Raw genomic sequence first — 16,973 nt, forward strand, 5'->3', positions numbered from 1 at the left:
ATCCCCGATCGCATGCGCAGCTTGCTAGAAAAAGAAAAGGCAGCTTCGCCGCCAGTCGCGGGCACAGATCGGTACGAGGGGATTGTATCCCCGATTGCAAGCGCAGCTTGCTAGCTTTGCCGAGCAAATTTGTCGCAGAAAAGGCAGCTTCGCCGCCAGTCACGGGCAAAGGTCGGTACGAGGGGATTGCATCCCCGATTGCAAGCGCAGCTTGCTAGAATAAGAAAAGGCAGCTTCGCCGCCAGTCACGGGCAATAGCCCCCTCGTACAGAGATCTTCGCAAGCCTGAGATGCTTGTGTGGCAGAGGCCCGGTACGAGGGGATTGCATCCCCGATCGCAAGTTCAGCTTGCTAGATTTATTGCGTCACGAAGCTGGCAAACAGCACGTCCATCACCGGCTCGGTGCCGGTTTCTTCTTTCAACGCTTCATTGACCGCCACTTTGGCGGCGGCGCGGGTTTCTTCGCGGGCGATCGCGCCCGTCACTTGCTCTTTCTCGCGCGAGCTCAAAAACATCACCAGCGCATCACGCACGATCGGCATATTGGCCAAGATCACGCCCTCACGCGAGCTATCTGAGCGCAGGCTGATCTTGGTTTTGATGTAACTCAAGCGCCCACCTGTAGAACTGTAGTTAACGATAAAATCCGGCTCCAGCTCGATATACACGGGCGTCACCGCCGCGGCTTCGTCCTCAGCATAGCTGCTTGGGCTTAAACCAAGCGTGAATAAACACGTCAAAATCAGTAGAAGGTGCTTTTTTCCGTTTAGCAGACAATGCATGATAGTTCCTCTCTCGAATTCGCAAGCTGACTGGTTATACTAGCGGCCATAAAGAGATGACAGACCAGATAAAACCAACACAGCGCCACTGGCACTTTTTTATCATTGTACTGTCTAGTGTTCACCGGGTCACCCGTATCAAACGATAAAAGGAAATCACCATTATGCTATCGCTGTTTTCAGCTCGCCGTTTCCACGGCTTAGTTGCGTTTGCGGCCTTTGCGCTACTTGCTGTCGCATTTTACATGGAGTACCAAATGATGCTGGAGCCGTGCCCGCTGTGCATGATGCAGCGCATTATGTTCTTCCTTGTTGGCGTTTTCTCACTGATCTCAGCCTGTGGTAAGCAGCTTAGTTGGCAGCGCAAGCTCGCTTGGCCAATCGTAGTGTTTTCTGTGTTGGGCGCGTTGCTGTCGATCCGCCACTTATACTTACAAAACCTGCCAGCCGATGAGCTACCTGCCTGTCTTCCAGGCCTAAGCTACATGGTCGAAGTCTTCCCGTGGCAAGATGTGATGCAGGCTATGATCCTAGGCACCGGCGACTGCGGCGAAGTGTCGTGGACCTTCTTAGGCTTAAGTATCCCAGGCTGGACGCTAGTAGCCTTCGTTGGCATGGCAGTGATCAATCTTGTGATTGCTCTTAAGCCCAATAAAAGCGCAGTAAACTGATCCTAGTTACATAAAGCGTGCGTAACATTACAAAAGGTCGGTGGCCATGTGTTGCAGGGCTGACTCGATCAGAATATGCTTAAACCATAAAGCCTAGGTCAGCAAACGCGCCAACAGCGCCGAGCCATAGGGGTAAATGTCTGCCCCTGCTGCGTGCTAGGTAAACCATCAACAAGAACGTGGTTAGGAGACAAGTTATGCTAGAACGCTGCAAAACTGCGCAAGAGCGATGGGGAGGCGTTCACGCCATTATTGACCGTTGGCTTCAAAGTCGTAAACGACTGATCGAAGACTGGGTTGAGCTGCGTGAACGCGGGGAATACACACCGACCGACACACCAAAAGTACAGGCTTTTTGTGAGTTGCTGGTCGACTACGTATCCACTGGCCACTTCGAAGTCTACGAGCAACTGGCGCTTGAAGCTCAAGAATTCCACGACGATACGGCACTGCAATGCTTTCAGCAGCTGATGCCGGAAATCGATAAAAACACCGAAATCGTATTAGAGTTCAACGACCGTTACGACACCAAAGAACACTGCAATGCGCAACTTGCGGATCTACCGATTGCCTTGCAAACGCTGGGTTTAGTAATGGACGAACGTTTCGCATATGAGGATCGACTCATTGAAGAGTTACATGAGGCGCACAGCGAAGCGAGCGCTTAAATCAGCCACGCTAGCCGGATTGGTTCTAGGGTTGGTCGCATGCTCGGCCGAAGAGCCGGTATCCGTTACGTCCATGGCGGTACAAGGGCTGTACTCAGCGGCCTTGAGCGACAATGGCTCAGGTTCGTTGATTGGTTCGATCCAACACGGCGGCAGCTACTGGCGCAATACTCCCTCACAGCGTCTCTATAACTGGAATCACGCCAGCGGTGAATACACGCCATTAGTCAGTGTCGACATTGACCCAAGCGGTGACTATGCGGCTACGGGCGGTGAGCGCACTATGGTGCTGTGGAGCACCGTCACCGGCGAATCGGTTGGCTTTTGGAATACCCCAGGGGACATCAAATCAGTCAAATTAACGCGCAACGGTGACTTTGCCTTAGTCGGCATGGACGATCAAACCGCGCGCTACTTTGATGTCAAAAACGGCGGCGTACGTCATGTATTACGCATGGGCTCGGTGATCCGCTCGGTGGACGTCACCCCAGATGGCCGTTATGCCTTAACCGGCGATGATCTCTACCAAGTGGTGCTGTGGGACTTGCGTACCGGCGAGCCACAACAGACGTGGCAACTGGACAACAACATTGCCACAGTCAAACTCTCTAACGACGGCGCGTACGCCTTTGCCGCAGCGCAGCTGGGTGATGCCAAAGTCTGGTCAACGCTCACGGGCGGCCAAGTCAGCCAAATCGATACCGGAGCCCTGCAGTCACGCAATGTCACCATCAGCCAAGCGCAATTTTCCAACGATGGCCGACGTCTGTTGCTGGGCGAACAAAACCGCCGCGTTAACTTAGTCGATACCATCACCGGCGACGTGCAACGCTCTTGGGATTTACACCTCAAAGATACCATGCGACCGACTGGCTCAGCGGTATTGGCCTTAGCCTTCGGCGCGGGCAATACCTATTACGCTATCGGCAGTAATGGTTTCTTAAATGTCTTCCAATAGCACCGCTCACACTCAGAGCGGTGCTTTCTATTTTAAATAAGGTTATATGGCAATGCAGCTCACCTCTTCACAACGACTTTGGGGCGCTTTGTGTGCCACCCAAGCCATGCTTTCGGTTGCCGCTGGCGCCTTTGGTGCTCACGGTCTGAAAAACCTTGTTGGCCCGACTCAACTCGAATGGTGGCAAACCGCTTGCCAGTACCTGATGTACCACAGTCTAGCGGGGTTGCTCGCCGTCGGTATGCTAGCAGTATTGCCAAAAGTGCGCCGTGCCCCGTTGCTATTTAGCTTGGGCAATCTATTATTTGCAGGCTCTCTCGCCGTGATGACCCTGACGGACTTGCGTACGCTTGGTATGATCACACCGATCGGCGGCGTGCTCTATTTATTGGGCTGGTTGGTGATGATCCTAGGCTTTATAAAACCGACTCAGAGCCGCGCGAATTAACAGACATTTCGCTTCTATTTTAGTACCATACCCGCCTAAATTTTGAACGTGAGATTAGCACTTCCATGCAAGACGAACAGAACCCAACCAATCCAGATGTTAAACAGCGCAGAATACGCAGTTTCGTAGTGCGCGGTGGCCGTATGACCGAAGGCCAGCAAAAGGCTTATGATGCCAACTGGGAAGTTTTCGGTCTGGATGCCGCCAATGGCCGCATCGCTTACCAAGACGTATTTGGTCGTGAGTCCGACGTGGTTATCGAAGTAGGCTTTGGTATGGGCGCGTCACTGGTCGAAATGGCTAAAAATGCCCCAGAAAAAGACTTCATCGGCATCGAAGTGCACCCACCAGGCGTTGCTAAGCTGATGATGATGGCGGCCGAAGAAGGTCTGACCAACATCCGTGTGTACTGCCACGACGCCATCGAAGTCATGGCCGATTGCTTGCCACAAGGCGAAGCTTCGACCTTCCAGTTGTTCTTCCCTGATCCATGGCACAAGAAAAAGCACAACAAGCGTCGCATCGTGCAGCCATTGTTTGCCCAGCAAGTGGCGAACATCCTAAAAGTCGGAGGTGTGTTCCACATGGCGACCGACTGGGAGCCTTACGCTGAGCACATGCTAGAAGTGATGGAAGTACAAGAAAACTACGAAAACGTCGCCGGTAAAAACCAATACCATCCACGCCCAAGTAACCGTCCGTTGACTAAATTTGAGCAGCGCGGTGAAAAGCTTGGCCACGGTGTGTGGGATCTGATCTACAAAAAGCTAGATCAATAATTCGATTAAACGTGATCTTCCAGACACAAAAAACGGCGCTTAAAAGCGCCGTTTTTATTGGACCGAATCAAAACACAATTAGTTTTTGATTTCAGCGTCTTCGCGAGTGTTGCCTGCATCAAAGTAAGCTTGGAACACTTTAGGTGTGCGGCCACGGCCACTCCACTCATGTGTTTCGCCGTTCCACTGGATACGGTACTTCGGTGCAACAGTCTTGCCTTTAGTCGCGCTAGAACGAGACACACCGCCGCTTAGCGTAGCGATTTCTTCTAGTGTCAGACCACTTTGTTCGATCAGTTTCGCAATCTCAGCGGCTTGGGCTGCTTTTGCTTGTTCTTCTGCTTGACGAGCTTGCTCATCTTCTTGCATTTTAACCAGCGCGTTGTTTAAACCTTCGATTAGGTTTTCAAGTTGGGCGATGGTTAATTCTTTGGCCGCAGCACGTGCTTTGGCTTTATTTCCGGCTAGCTCTTCTAGTAAGCTCATGATTTCCCCTATAGATCTGAAAACGCATTAATGTACGCGAACACAGAAAGAAATCCTTCTGCAACTGTGTTGTTTTAAAGTGGGTATAAGATTACCCGAAATAAACGGATTAATTCAATTACCTTAAAGTTAATATCTTTATTTAAGGTGCTTTAATCAAGTTTATTTTAATAGTTTAATAAAAACTTCCTCAATTAGCGAATACTAAACGGCCCAAAAGTAAACAATATGCAGATAATTTATACGACGCTGGCGTCAGAATTTGGTAAATCGGTCAATACCACCCAAAATATCATCAAACTATTTGAGGAAGGGGCGACCGTCCCATTCGTCGCCCGCTACCGAAAAGAAACTACCGGTGCCATGGCCGATGATGTATTGCGAGACTTTCATACCCGTTGGCAATATTTATTGGAGCTAGAAAAACGTCGCGAAGCCATTCAAGACATACTGCAAAGTAGCGACAATGTGCCAGCTGCGGTATTTAAAAGCCTAGCTGCGGCGACCAGTAAAACCGAACTAGAAGACATCTACGCGCCCTTTAAACAGACGCGCAAAACCAAAGCTGATCTCGCCGTCGAGGCCGGCTTGCAGCCGTTTGCCATCGCTATCTGGCAAGACGGTCAAGCCAATGCTGCCCAGCATTATCAAGCCTTGCCAGACACGGTCAGAGCAGCGACCAGCCAAAGCGAGGCATTATCGGGCGCCAAACATATAATTATTGAAAAGTTATCGCAAAATATAATGACGCTACAGCAAGGTAAACAACTGCTGAAAAAAGAAGGCGAATTAATCAGCCGAGTCATGCGCGGCAAAAAAGAAATCGGCGAAAAGTTTCAAGATTATTTCGATTACCGTGAAGCGATTAAAAAATGTCCGCCGCATCGGTTGTTGGCACTATTTCGGGGCAAAAAAGAAAACATCCTCAAGCTATCGATTGAATTAGAGCAGGATCGACTGCCATATTCGCTGCAGCAAGCCATCTTTTTAACACCGCTAGGCTTTCCTGAGATAAAAGAACGCACCCCAAGCAAAGAGAAAATCGCTTGGCTAGAAAGCGCTTGGCAAGAAAAGATATTCTCTAAACTTGAAACAGATATTCTCAGCGAACTAAAAGAGCAAGCCGAAGCGGGTGCGATTGAAGTATTCCAAGACAATTTAAAAGACCTTTTGATGGCCGCACCAGCAGGGGCCAAACGCACCCTAGGATTAGACCCAGGTTTTCGTAATGGTGTTAAATGGGCGGCGATCGATGAATACGGCGCATTATTAGACTACGGCGTCATCTATCCTCATGCGCCACAAAACCAAACGCAAAAAGCCTGCGCGCAATTACAACAAGTGATTCGCAAACATCAAATCGACTGGGTGGTGATTGGCAACGGTACCGCCTCGCGCGAGACAGAAACCTTGGTGAAAAGCTTAATCAGCGAGCAACAGCTAAACTGCCGCAGCGTGATCGTCTCTGAAGCGGGCGCTTCTGTGTACTCAGCATCGCCTGTGGCCAGCCAAGAATTCCCCGAGTTAGACGTCACCATTCGTGGCGCCATCTCCATCGCCCGACGCTTTCAAGACCCGCTGGCGGAACTGGTGAAAATCGACCCGCAAGCCATCGGTGTTGGCCAATACCAACACGACGTCAAAGCCAACAAACTCAGCGAAGCGCTGGACTACGTAGTGGAAGACTGCGTGAATAAAGTCGGCGTTGACCTCAACCTTGCCTCCGCATCCTTGTTAACCCACGTCTCCGGCTTAAGCCAACGCCTAGCGCAAAACATCATCGACCTGCGCGAACAGCTTGGAGGCTTCACCAGCCGCGCCCAGCTCAAAAAAGTCAAAGGCATCGGCGATAAATGCTTCGAACAATGTGCCGGCTTCCTGCGCATCCGTGGCGGCAAAGAGCCGCTTGACGCCTCCGCCGTGCACCCAGAATCTTATGCGCTAGTGAAACAAATGGCACAGCAGGTCAACCTAGAAGTGAAAAAACTGGTGGGCAACGTTCAAGCCGTGGGCCAACTACAGCAACAACTGGCACAACCAGGGCAACTTAGCTTCACGCAAAAAGACATCTTAGACGAACTCGCCAAACCTGGCCGCGACCCGCGTCCAGAATTCCAATACGCCAGCTTCGACGACAGCGTTGCCACCATCGACGACCTACGTGAAGGCATGACCCTAGAAGGCGTCGTCACCAACGTCGCCGCCTTCGGCGCCTTCGTCGACATCGGCGTCCACCAAGACGGCCTCGTGCACATCTCCCAACTCGCCAACCGCTTCGTCAAAGACCCCCGCGACGAAGTCCGCGTCGGCGAAGTCATCAAAGTAGAAGTGCTCGACGTCGACGCCAAACGCAAACGCATCGCTCTCAAGCGCCTTGGCTCCTAGACTTGCTAGATTGAAATCGCAGCAAAGATCGGTACGAGGGGATTGCATCCCCGATTGCAAGCGCAGCTTGCTGCGCCCGAGGACTCATTAGACATTACCTTGCGTTTGATTTGCGCTGACGCGTCGAGGAACGAGACAATGCGCAAGCAAATTGAATTGCAAGGTCATGGCCTCATCAAGGCTTTGCTATCTCAAACCCGCTTGGCTGGGCATTGGCGGCAGGCTTGCTGCAGTAGCTCGACAAACAGCTTAGTCGCGGGTCCGGTGCGCTCGCCCTTGCCAAAGATCGCATACATATCAAACGTACGCTGCCCGCCGGACTCCAGCGGCAGCGGCTGCAGGCGTCCTGATTCGATCACGCTGCGCAAATCCGCGATCGGCAACCAGGCAAAGCCAATCCCCGACGACACCACCTCCAGCGCCGACTGCACGCTCGACACCGTCCAGCGCTGCTCCGCCCCGAGCCAGCCTTCATCGCGCGAGCTTTGGCTCGCCGAATCACGGATCACCACCTGCAGCTCCTGTTTCAAGCGCTCATTGCTGATCTTGCCAGGCTCCCGAAACAGCGGATGATTGGGCGCCGCCACGGCCACCATCTCCACCTCAATGATCGGATCGGCCAAATAACCCTTTGGCACAATGCCACTCAAAATCAAATCCGGCGAACCGTTTTCCATCAACTCCAGCGCACCACTGAGCACCACCTCGTGCAACTGCACTTGCGTGCCTTGGCTCTGCGGTTCAAACGCCTTCAGCGCGCGCAACAGTGCCGGTGTCGGAAATGCCTCGTCCACCACCAACTCAATCTCCGGCTCCCAGCCTTGGCCTAGCGTATGCGCCAGCTCTTCCAGCTCCAGCGCCTCGCGCACGATATGCCGCGAGCGGCGCAACAGCACCTCACCACGTTCGGTTAACTTCGCCTTACGGCCATCGATCGCCAGCAGCGGATAGCCCAGCTGCTCTTGCAATTTGGACACGGTATAACTGATCGACGACTGACTTTTGTGCAATGCTTCCGCCGCCTGCGCAAAGCCGCCTTTATCCACCACCGCTTGCAACACGCGCCACTGTTCTAGAGTTACTTTTGGAGCCTTCATAGAGAGCCTTTTATGATTTTGATAACGCATAATATCTAAATTATCGATCTTATGAGTCGAAATATTACGCTTTTATATCTAAAAATTAGGTTTTATTATTCTTCTATCCAATGAATTCGAAGCCAAAGCTTCACACACAGTTTAGGAGATTGAACATGGCAACACTACTACGAATTGACTCAAGTGCCTCAGGCGACCTGTCCAAATCACGTCAACTAACCGACGCCTTTGTTGCGCAGTGGCAAGCGAAAAACCCAGACGGCCAAGTGATCGTACGCGACGTCAACGCCAACCCACTGCCACATTTCACCAGCGAAACACTGGGCGCACTGTTTACCCCAGAAGCGGATCGTACCGCTGAGCAACAAGCGATCGTCACCATCGGCGATGAACTGATCGCCGAGCTAGAATCAGCCGACGTGATCGCCCTAAGCGCGCCAATGTACAACTTCAGCATCCCATCGACGCTGAAATCTTACTTCGACTACATCGCCCGCGCTGGCCGTACCTTTAAATACACCGAAGAAGGCCCAGTGGGCTTGGTTAACAAAGACGCCTACGTCTTCACCGCCAGCGGCAGCTTCCTAGCCGGCACACCGATGGACCACCAAGCGGCGTACATCAACACCTTCTTAAACTTCGTCGGCATCAACGTCAAACAAACCTTCACCGCCGGCGGCCAAGCCCTAGGCGAAGACGGTGAAAAAGCCTTCACCGCCGCCAAAGACAGCATCGCCCTAGCGGTGTAAGCCAACCGGGGGTTAAGATCGGTACGAGGGGATTGCATCCCTGATGCTTATTAGGCTGAATTCGCCCCAGCCAAATCCATTTTTCGCTCCAACGAGCAAGCTCGGGAGATCGCTACAAATGGACATTGGCTGTCGCTCAGGAAATTAGCAAATCTTGCTGGGGCGAGTTCGTTCATCGCGGGCACAGGTCGGTACGAGGGGATTGTATCCCCGATCGCAAGCGCAGCTTGCTGAGCTAAATTTGCGCCCGAGGACTCATTAGACATTACCTTGCGTTTGATTTGCGCTGACGCGTCGAGGAACGAGACAATGCGCAAGCAAATTGAATTGCAAGGTCATGGCCTCCCAAAATCTAGCCGCTCTAGCTAACAGATGCTCAGCGATTCCCTACCGCACCACCGCACCACCGCACCAATCTCTGGGCAGCGCTCTTGCAGCGCAAGCGCCAGCGCTTGCTTGGCATCCGCCTCGCCGTGTACCAGCTTCACCTGCCGAGGCGCCATCGGTATCCCCGCGACAAAGCGCAGCAAGTCAGCCTGCCCCGCATGAGCCGAATACCCGCCCAGCTGCCAGACTTTCGCCTTGATCGGATAACGCTCGCCATCAAACTCCACATAACCATTGGCCTTGTGATGAAAGCGCAACAAATCCCGCCCAGGCGTGCCCGCCGCCTGATACCCGACAAAGATCACATCATTGCGCGCATCGCCCAGCAACGCCTTCAGATAATTAACAATGCGCCCACCCGCACACATCCCAGACGCCGCGATCACCACCGCAGGCCGCGCCTGGCGCGCCAGATAATCCACCGTCTGCACATGCAGATCATGCTCATCAATCGTAGTAATTTGCTCAAAATTTAAAGGATGGCGACCACTGGCCACGCGCTCGCTGGCTTCTTGATCCCAATAGGGCTTCAAGCGACGATACACCTCAGTAAAATCGTTGGCCAAGGGCGAGTCGACAATAATATCCAACTCATCCCACGCCACGCTGGCACCGCTGCGCGTATGGCTCACTGGCGTATCGCGTTGTTCATGAATAATCGACTCGATCTCATACAACAACTCCTGCGTGCGCCCAATGGAAAACGCCGGGATCAGCACCACACCACCATCGGCCAACGCACCTGCCATCGACGCCTGCAACCGCTCGCGGCGCTGGCTGCGATCCTCATGATCTTTATCGCCATAGGTACTCTCGAGCACCAATTGATCCGCTCGCTCGGGCGCTTTCGGCTCCGGCAACAAAGGCGCATGGGGTGCGCCCAAATCCCCTGAAAACACCACATGCCAGTGTTGATCCACCGACGTTTCACCGCTTGGCACCGGTAAACGCACGCTCACATAGGCCGAGCCCAAAATATGCCCCGCGGGCGATAAACGCACTTGCACCGCCGGTGCGTCGTCACCATTTAGCGTCAACGCATGCCACACCTCATATTCCACCGCCACCAATTGCGCGCGCAAACGCTCCAAGCACGCCTCAATAATGTCACGGTTACGGGTGACGCCGACTTTGAGGGCATCTTCGATCACCAGCGGCAATAATTCCGCGCTCGGCTTAGAGCAAATAATCGGACCACTAAAGCCCGCCGCCAGCAAATAGGGGATGCGCCCCACATGATCAATATGCACATGGGTGACGATCAGCGCTTGCACGCGGGAGATATCAAACTCGATTGCCAACTGCTCGACTGAGGCACCGCGCTCCGAGGCTTCGCTGCCCTGAAATAAGCCGCAATCGACCAACAGCGAACGATCGTCATCGATAATGAGTTCATGACAAGAGCCGGTGACACCGTCTTTGGCGCCATGGTGGGTAATTTCAAACATACACAATCCTTATGTACTGAGGTAAAGCCTTGATTGTAGAGCATTCTGGCGCACATAGCACAGGGCATAAAAATCCCCCTGCAAAGTCACTTTGACAAAGAATTGTCAAAAAATTTATGACAAAACAAATTGCGCTAAAAAGTCACAACAGGTCTAATATCCGGCTACTAAAAAGACATTCAAACGTTTAGGCCAAACACATATGACACAGGACATCGTGATCCTTGCCGCAGGCAAGGGAAGCCGTATGAAATCGGATTTTTCTAAAGTACTACATAAAGTAGGTGGCGAGGCGATGGTACGTCGTGTGCTAAGTACCGCAGCGCAACTCAACGACGCTCAACTACACCTGATCGTCGGTCACCAAGGCCAACAAGTCGAGCAAGCATGTCAGGATTTTGGTGCCAACATCGTTTGGCAGACCAACCCACAAGGCACCGGCGACGCCCTACGTCGCGCCGCGCCTTCATTGACCGCCGACGGCGCCACACTGACCCTATACGGCGACGTGCCGCTGATCCAGCAAGACACCCTAGAGCGCATGCGTGCCTTATCGACACCCAACACGCTGGTACTGCTGACCATCACCCTAGACAACCCACACGGCTACGGCCGTATCGTGCGTAATCAACAAGGCCAAGTGACTGCCATCGTTGAGCAAAAAGACGCCAGCGCCGAGCAATTGGCGATCCAAGAAGTCAACACTGGTATCTTGCTAGCGCCCAATGCCAAGCTACAAGACTGGCTTGCTGCGCTGAACAACGACAACGCCCAAGGCGAATACTACCTTACTGACATCATCGCCATGGCGGCCGAGCAGGGCGTTGACATCGTCACCGTCGAGCCAGAGTACGAATGGGAAGTGGCGGGCGTTAATGACCGCGTTCAGCTCGCGGCACTAGAGCGCGTCTGGCAACAACAGCAAGCCGAAACCCTGATGCGCCAAGGCGCTAGCCTGATGGACCCAAGCCGCATCGATATTCGTGGCACACTGACCACCGGCCAAGACTGCATCATCGACATCAACTGTGTGTTTGAAGGCAACGTCACCCTAGGCAAAAACGTCGAAGTCGGCCCTAACTGCGTACTCAAAAACTGCACCGTCGCCGACAACACCATTATCAAAGCCAATACCATGATCGAAGACAGCCAAGTTGGCGACGCTTGTGATCTGGGCCCGTTTGCGCGTTTGCGCCCTGGCACGGTACTGGCGGACAAAGCCAAGATCGGCAACTTCGTAGAAACCAAAAAAGCCCACATTGGCGCTGGCAGCAAGGTCAACCACTTAAGCTACATTGGCGACACGACTATGGGCGCAGGCGTCAACGTCGGTGCGGGCACCATTACTTGCAACTACGATGGCGTCAATAAATTTCAGACCATCATCGGTGACGGCGTCTTTGTGGGGTCTAACACCTCATTGGTGGCGCCAGTGGAAGTACAGCAAGGCGCTACCATCGCCGCTGGCTCGACCATCACCAAAAACGTCGCTGCAGATCAGCTGGCCTTTGGCCGTGCCAAACAAATGAACAAAAACGGTTGGGCGCGTCCGACCAAGCAGGAGAAATAATATGTGTGGAATCGTCGGCGCCATCGCTCAACGTAACGTAGCCAAAATCCTACTCGAAGGCCTATCACGCCTAGAATACCGTGGTTATGACTCATCAGGCGTAGCCATCAACAACGAAACCGGCGTGCGTGCGCACCGTGCGGTAGGCAAAGTACAAGCCCTAAAAGACAAGTTTGAAGCCGAGCCACTAGACGGCAAAATCGGCATCGCCCACACCCGTTGGGCGACCCACGGCAAACCGACTGAAGCCAACGCGCACCCGCATTTCTCCGGCCCAGATTTGGCCCTCGTGCACAATGGCATCATCGAAAACCACGACGTACTGCGCCGTGAGCTAAAAGCCAAAGGCTACGAATTCAAATCCGAGACCGACACCGAAGTGATCGTGCACTTGGTACACGAAGCACTGAAGAGTGAGCCAAACTTCGTACAAGCGGTGAAAAACGCCCTAGAAAGCCTACACGGCGCCTTTGCCATTGCGGTCACGCTTAATGACGAAAACGAGCGTCTAGTGGTCGCGCGTCAAGGCAGTCCGCTAGTCGTGGGCGTGGGTATCGAAGAAAACTTCGTGGCGTCTGATCAGCTAGCGCTATTGCACGTCACAGACCAATTTATCTTCCTAGAAGAAGGCGATGTGGCCGAACTGACCCGTGATGGCGTCACCGTATGGGATAAGGATGACATCATCCAAGAGCGCCCGATCAGTGTCTTCAATCACAATGTGGATGCCACCGACAAAGGCGAATTCCGCCACTACATGCTGAAAGAAATCTACGAGCAACCGACGGTAGTTGCTGCGTGTCTAGAAGGTCGCCTTAGCCATGAGCGCGTACTTACCAGCTGCTTCGGTGCTAACTCTGAGTTCTTAAAGCAGGTAGAAAACGTCCATATCGTTGCCTGTGGTACCAGCTACCACGCCGGCATGGTAGCCAAATACTGGATCGAAGACATGGCTAATATCCCATGTACCGTCGAAGTCGCCAGTGAATACCGCTACCGCAAAGTGGCCGTGCCGAAAAACACGCTGTTTTTAACTCTGTCACAATCCGGCGAAACCGCAGACACCTTGGCCGCACTGCGCATGGCCAAAGAGCTAAACTACCTAACCACGCTGGCGATTTGTAACGTTCCCTCGTCGACGCTAGTACGCGAGTCTGGCCTAACGCTTCTGACCAAAGCCGGCGCCGAGATCGGTGTGGCTTCCACCAAAGCCTTCACCACTCAGCTAACCGCGCTATTGATCACCTCGATCGCCATCGCCGCCGAAAAAGGCGAGCTAAGCGATGCCAAGCAAGCAGAGCTGGTGCAAGCATTGCGCTCACTGCCGGCTTACCTAGACGCCGCCATCAAGCAAGACAGCACCATCCAAGTGGTAGCCGAGCAATTTGCCAACAAGCATCACGCGCTGTTCTTAGGTCGTGGCCCGATGTTCCCGATCGCCCTAGAAGGCGCATTGAAGCTAAAAGAAATCAGCTACATCCACGCCGAAGCCTACCCAGCGGGTGAGCTTAAGCACGGCCCATTGGCGCTGGTAGACGAAGACATGCCGATCATCACCATGGTGCCGCACAACGTCATGCTCGATAAACTCAAATCCAATTTACAAGAAGTCGCGGCTCGCGGCGGTGAGTTGTTTGTGTTTGCCGACAAAGACACGGATCTGCACAGTGAAGAGGGCGTCACTTTTACCGAAGTACCAAAAGTCGATGCCATCCTTGAGCCGATCGTACACACCATCCCGCTACAGCTATTGTCTTACCACGTCGCTGTGGTCAAAGGCACCGACGTCGACCAACCACGCAACTTGGCCAAGTCTGTCACAGTAGAATAACCCTGCCTCATAACAGGGCGGCGAAGCACTCGCTGCCCTGTTACTTACCACCTTTTCTCAGTCATCATTCCTTTTATTGATCTAGCGACTAGTTAGTTACATTTCGCTACATAAGGCTAATTTTTTTCTTGTTGATCGTTACGCAAGCTTACAAAAAAGCTAGTTGATTAGGTCATCTAGTAGCATGATATTCATTAATCTCTCTATATAATTCTTTCACTTTATAGACTAAATGTGCCTTTTTCTTGCGTCTTTCGGGCGAGAAGGGATGGATGGAGTTAGGAGAGCAGTAATGAATCGAATGTTTCGATTGGTATGGAATGCAACACAAGGAAGCTGGGTCGTCGCCAGCGAAATCGCCAAAGGCAAAACCAAAAGCAAAGCGCTAAAAGCAACTACCGGCGGAATACTGGCAGCAAGTTTGGTGGCATTTGCGCCAATATCTTTGGCTGCCCCAGCCGTAACTACTTGGATAGGGGGTGATGGCAATTGGTCTACTAATGGTAACTGGGATAACAACACATCACCCAATGGTGAGGTTAAAGTACCCGTTGTTGCGAGTAATGGCGATAGTATTGCGTTTTCAGATTCTTGGTTAACAATAACAACAGGTAGCATACTACTATCGGATTCAACCAGCCTGAATTTAGCTTCTACTAGTAGTTTATATGTTGGACAGCCTGAAGCAATCCTAACCCTTGCAACTGGGGCATCGATATCCTCGTCTAGGGCTTTATATAATAGTGGTATCATTAATATTGGTTCAGCCGAAGGTAGCGCCGCTGTTGGTGCAGGATCACTATTAGTAAGCACTATCAACTATGGTGGCACTTTTGTTTTTAATCATACTGATACCGACTATGAATTCTCTCCAAGTATAAGTGGAGGGGGGAATATTAAACTCCTGTCTGGTACAACATCTTTTAGTGGTTTAAGAAATTACACAGGTGCAATAACTATTAATGGTGGCACCTTGCGCATTGCTAATGGTGATTCTGTATCAGCATCTAGTATAGACAATGCTGGCACTATTAATATTGGCTCAGCTGAAGGTAGTGTCGCCGTTAGTGCAGGATCACTATCTATAAGCTCCATCAATTCAAATAAAGGCACTTTTGTTTTTAACCATACAGATACAGATTATGAGTTCTCCCCAAGCATAATGGGAAATGGCAACATTAAACTCATCTCTGGATCGACTGCTTTTACTGGAAATTTAAATAGCTACACTGGTGCGATGGCCGTCGATGGTGGCACCTTGCGCATCGCGGATGGCAATACATTAAGCTTAGGTGGAGACTATAGCCAAACTGTTGATGGCATCCTCCAAATCGGTGCATCCAGTTCTGCTAGCTACGGCCAGCTAAACGTAGCGGGCACTGCAGATTTTGCTGCTGATTCTAAGATCGACATCGATGTCGCCACGGTGAATACGCTTGCCAATGGCAATCTACTAGACAGTGTTATCTCTGCAGGCACATTGAATGCTTCCACATTCAACGTCACTGATAACTCAGCGTTATTTGATTTCGCAGCAGTGGTCAACAACGACAACACAGTCGATCTAACCACTCAACAAACTCGCACCGTCTCCACCTCCGTCCGCAATCGCCGCGCGACGCAAAACTACGGCGCAGCCAGCGTGCTAGATAGCTTTATGAGTGGCGGTACCAGCGGCTCAGATATGGACAATGTCGTCACGGCATTTGGTCGTTTGGCGACCGATGAAGAAGTCAGTGAAGCCGTGGCCGAAACGCTACCTTTGATGCAAGGCGCGACGACACAAGCGGCGGCCAACGTAATGCAAACCACAGGTCGTATCATTCGTACGCGCCAGGCAATGACCTCAGGTCTTGCGTCGGGTGATGGCTTTATCGCTGATAAGCACGGTTGGGTCAAACCGATCGGTAGCTGGGCGACGCAACATTCAATCGATGACAGTGCCGGCTTTACCGTCGACAGCTACGGCATCATCGGTGGTGTGGATGGCGACATCAGCGACAACGACACGGTCGGTATCGCTCTGTCATACGTGGACAGCTCCATGAAAGGTGAAAACAGCACCTCACGCAACTCCGCTGATATCGATGCTTACCAGATCGCCTTTTACGGCCAACACGATCTAGGCGCTGAGGCTTACGATCTATCGGTCAACTGGCAAGCAGATTGGGGCATTAACAAAACCGAAGGTAAGCGTCATATGTCATTTATCGGCCGTACCGCCGAATCCGACTACGATACTTACACCACGCACGTGGGCGTTGGCGTAGGTCGCACCTTTGCTGTAGCTGAGCGCACCACACTGACACCAAGCGTGCAGCTGGATTACTCACACATCGAAAACCGCCGTTACACCGAGACGGGTGCTGGCGCGTTGAACTTATCGGTGAGCGATGACCAGATCGATGCGTTCGTAGTGAGCTTGCAAGGCGACTTGATGCATGAGTTCAATGATCAATGGGCGCTACTGGCTAACGCCGGCGTGGGTTACGACCTAATCGACGATGACACCAGCGTCACCTCGACTTACGCCGGTGGCGGCACCGCCTTCACCACCCAAGGTCTCAACCAAGCCCCATGGCGCGTCACCGCCGGAGTCGGTGTTAACTACAACCTAGACGACACCACCACCCTAAGTGCCAACTACGATATGCAAGGCAAAGAAAACTTCTTAAGCCACACCGCCAGCGCCAAAGTACGTTGGATGTTCTAA

At 52.3% G+C, this 16,973-nt stretch carries 14 protein-coding genes and 1 pseudogene; 11 read left to right on the plus strand and 4 right to left on the minus strand.

Translation table 11 applies throughout. From position 1 onward, the window contains the following. Positions 1-357: 357 nt before the first annotated feature. Positions 358-783 (minus strand): flagellar basal body-associated FliL family protein, encoded by a 426-nt coding sequence (locus tag JQX58_RS08065; protein WP_204146325.1) that lies wholly within the window; start codon positions 781-783, stop codon positions 358-360. 164 nt (positions 784-947) lie between these two features. Between JQX58_RS08065 and JQX58_RS08070 the strand changes: the two genes are divergently transcribed. The 5 genes from JQX58_RS08070 to trmB all read left to right on the plus strand — a co-directional run bounded on the left by JQX58_RS08070 (position 948) and on the right by trmB (position 4,307). Continuing rightward, positions 948-1,454: a disulfide bond formation protein B gene (locus tag JQX58_RS08070; protein WP_204146326.1), complete on the plus strand. Its 507-nt coding sequence runs from the start codon at positions 948-950 to the stop codon at positions 1,452-1,454. 197 nt (positions 1,455-1,651) lie between these two features. Next, positions 1,652-2,122 carry a sigma D regulator gene (gene rsd, locus JQX58_RS08075; RefSeq protein WP_204146327.1) on the plus strand — a complete coding sequence of 157 codons (471 nt, stop codon included), beginning with the start codon at positions 1,652-1,654 and terminating at the stop codon, positions 2,120-2,122. Next, complete coding sequence (locus tag JQX58_RS08080; protein WP_204146328.1) at positions 2,094-3,080, plus strand: WD40 repeat domain-containing protein; 987 nt, start codon at positions 2,094-2,096, stop codon at positions 3,078-3,080. The genes rsd and JQX58_RS08080 overlap by 29 nt, the downstream gene beginning before the upstream one ends. Positions 3,081-3,132: 52 nt before the next feature. After that, positions 3,133-3,528, plus strand: coding sequence for a DUF423 domain-containing protein (locus tag JQX58_RS08085; protein ID WP_239090218.1), 396 nt, complete (start codon positions 3,133-3,135; stop codon positions 3,526-3,528). Between the two features lie 65 nt (positions 3,529-3,593). Beyond that, the gene (trmB, locus tag JQX58_RS08090; RefSeq protein WP_204146329.1) at positions 3,594-4,307 is read left to right on the plus strand and encodes a tRNA (guanosine(46)-N7)-methyltransferase TrmB; all 714 of its coding nucleotides are present in this window, start codon (positions 3,594-3,596) and stop codon (positions 4,305-4,307) included. Positions 4,308-4,385: 78 nt separating this feature from the next. On the opposite strand, the gene JQX58_RS08095 is transcribed toward trmB, so the two are convergent. Next, complete coding sequence (locus tag JQX58_RS08095; RefSeq protein WP_204146330.1) at positions 4,386-4,793, minus strand: H-NS histone family protein; 408 nt, start codon at positions 4,791-4,793, stop codon at positions 4,386-4,388. A gap of 228 nt (positions 4,794-5,021) precedes the next feature. Here JQX58_RS08095 and JQX58_RS08100 point away from each other — a divergent pair, with 228 nt between their 5' ends. Beyond that, the gene (locus tag JQX58_RS08100; RefSeq protein ID WP_204146331.1) at positions 5,022-7,178 is read left to right on the plus strand and encodes a Tex family protein; all 2,157 of its coding nucleotides are present in this window, start codon (positions 5,022-5,024) and stop codon (positions 7,176-7,178) included. Between the two features lie 191 nt (positions 7,179-7,369). Here the strand turns inward: JQX58_RS08100 and JQX58_RS08105 are convergent, their stop codons facing one another. Then, positions 7,370-8,275 (minus strand): LysR family transcriptional regulator, encoded by a 906-nt coding sequence (locus tag JQX58_RS08105; protein WP_204146332.1) that lies wholly within the window; start codon positions 8,273-8,275, stop codon positions 7,370-7,372. Between the two features lie 155 nt (positions 8,276-8,430). Here JQX58_RS08105 and JQX58_RS08110 point away from each other — a divergent pair, with 155 nt between their 5' ends. Further along, positions 8,431-9,024: an FMN-dependent NADH-azoreductase gene (locus JQX58_RS08110; protein ID WP_204146333.1), complete on the plus strand. Its 594-nt coding sequence runs from the start codon at positions 8,431-8,433 to the stop codon at positions 9,022-9,024. Positions 9,025-9,389: 365 nt separating this feature from the next. Here the strand turns inward: JQX58_RS08110 and JQX58_RS08115 are convergent, their stop codons facing one another. Next, the gene (locus tag JQX58_RS08115; RefSeq protein WP_204146334.1) at positions 9,390-10,859 is read right to left on the minus strand and encodes an MBL fold metallo-hydrolase RNA specificity domain-containing protein; all 1,470 of its coding nucleotides are present in this window, start codon (positions 10,857-10,859) and stop codon (positions 9,390-9,392) included. A gap of 202 nt (positions 10,860-11,061) precedes the next feature. Here JQX58_RS08115 and glmU point away from each other — a divergent pair, with 202 nt between their 5' ends. The 4 genes and pseudogenes from glmU to JQX58_RS15300 all read left to right on the plus strand — a co-directional run bounded on the left by glmU (position 11,062) and on the right by JQX58_RS15300 (position 16,973). Next, positions 11,062-12,429 (plus strand): bifunctional UDP-N-acetylglucosamine diphosphorylase/glucosamine-1-phosphate N-acetyltransferase GlmU, encoded by a 1,368-nt coding sequence (glmU, locus tag JQX58_RS08120; RefSeq protein WP_204146335.1) that lies wholly within the window; start codon positions 11,062-11,064, stop codon positions 12,427-12,429. Position 12,430: 1 nt separating this feature from the next. Then, on the plus strand, positions 12,431-14,260 hold the full coding sequence (gene glmS, locus JQX58_RS08125; RefSeq protein ID WP_204146336.1) for a glutamine--fructose-6-phosphate transaminase (isomerizing): 1,830 nt from the start codon (positions 12,431-12,433) through the stop codon (positions 14,258-14,260). A gap of 301 nt (positions 14,261-14,561) precedes the next feature. Then, a pseudogene (locus JQX58_RS15605) lies at positions 14,562-15,233 on the plus strand (ESPR domain-containing protein); the annotation flags it as partial. Positions 15,234-15,497: 264 nt separating this feature from the next. Next, the gene (locus JQX58_RS15300) at positions 15,498-16,973 is read left to right on the plus strand and encodes an autotransporter outer membrane beta-barrel domain-containing protein (RefSeq protein WP_239090220.1); all 1,476 of its coding nucleotides are present in this window, start codon (positions 15,498-15,500) and stop codon (positions 16,971-16,973) included.

The sequence above is a fragment of the Marinomonas ostreistagni genome, assembly GCF_016888445.1.
Classification (GTDB): Bacteria; Pseudomonadota; Gammaproteobacteria; order Pseudomonadales; family Marinomonadaceae; genus Marinomonas; species Marinomonas ostreistagni.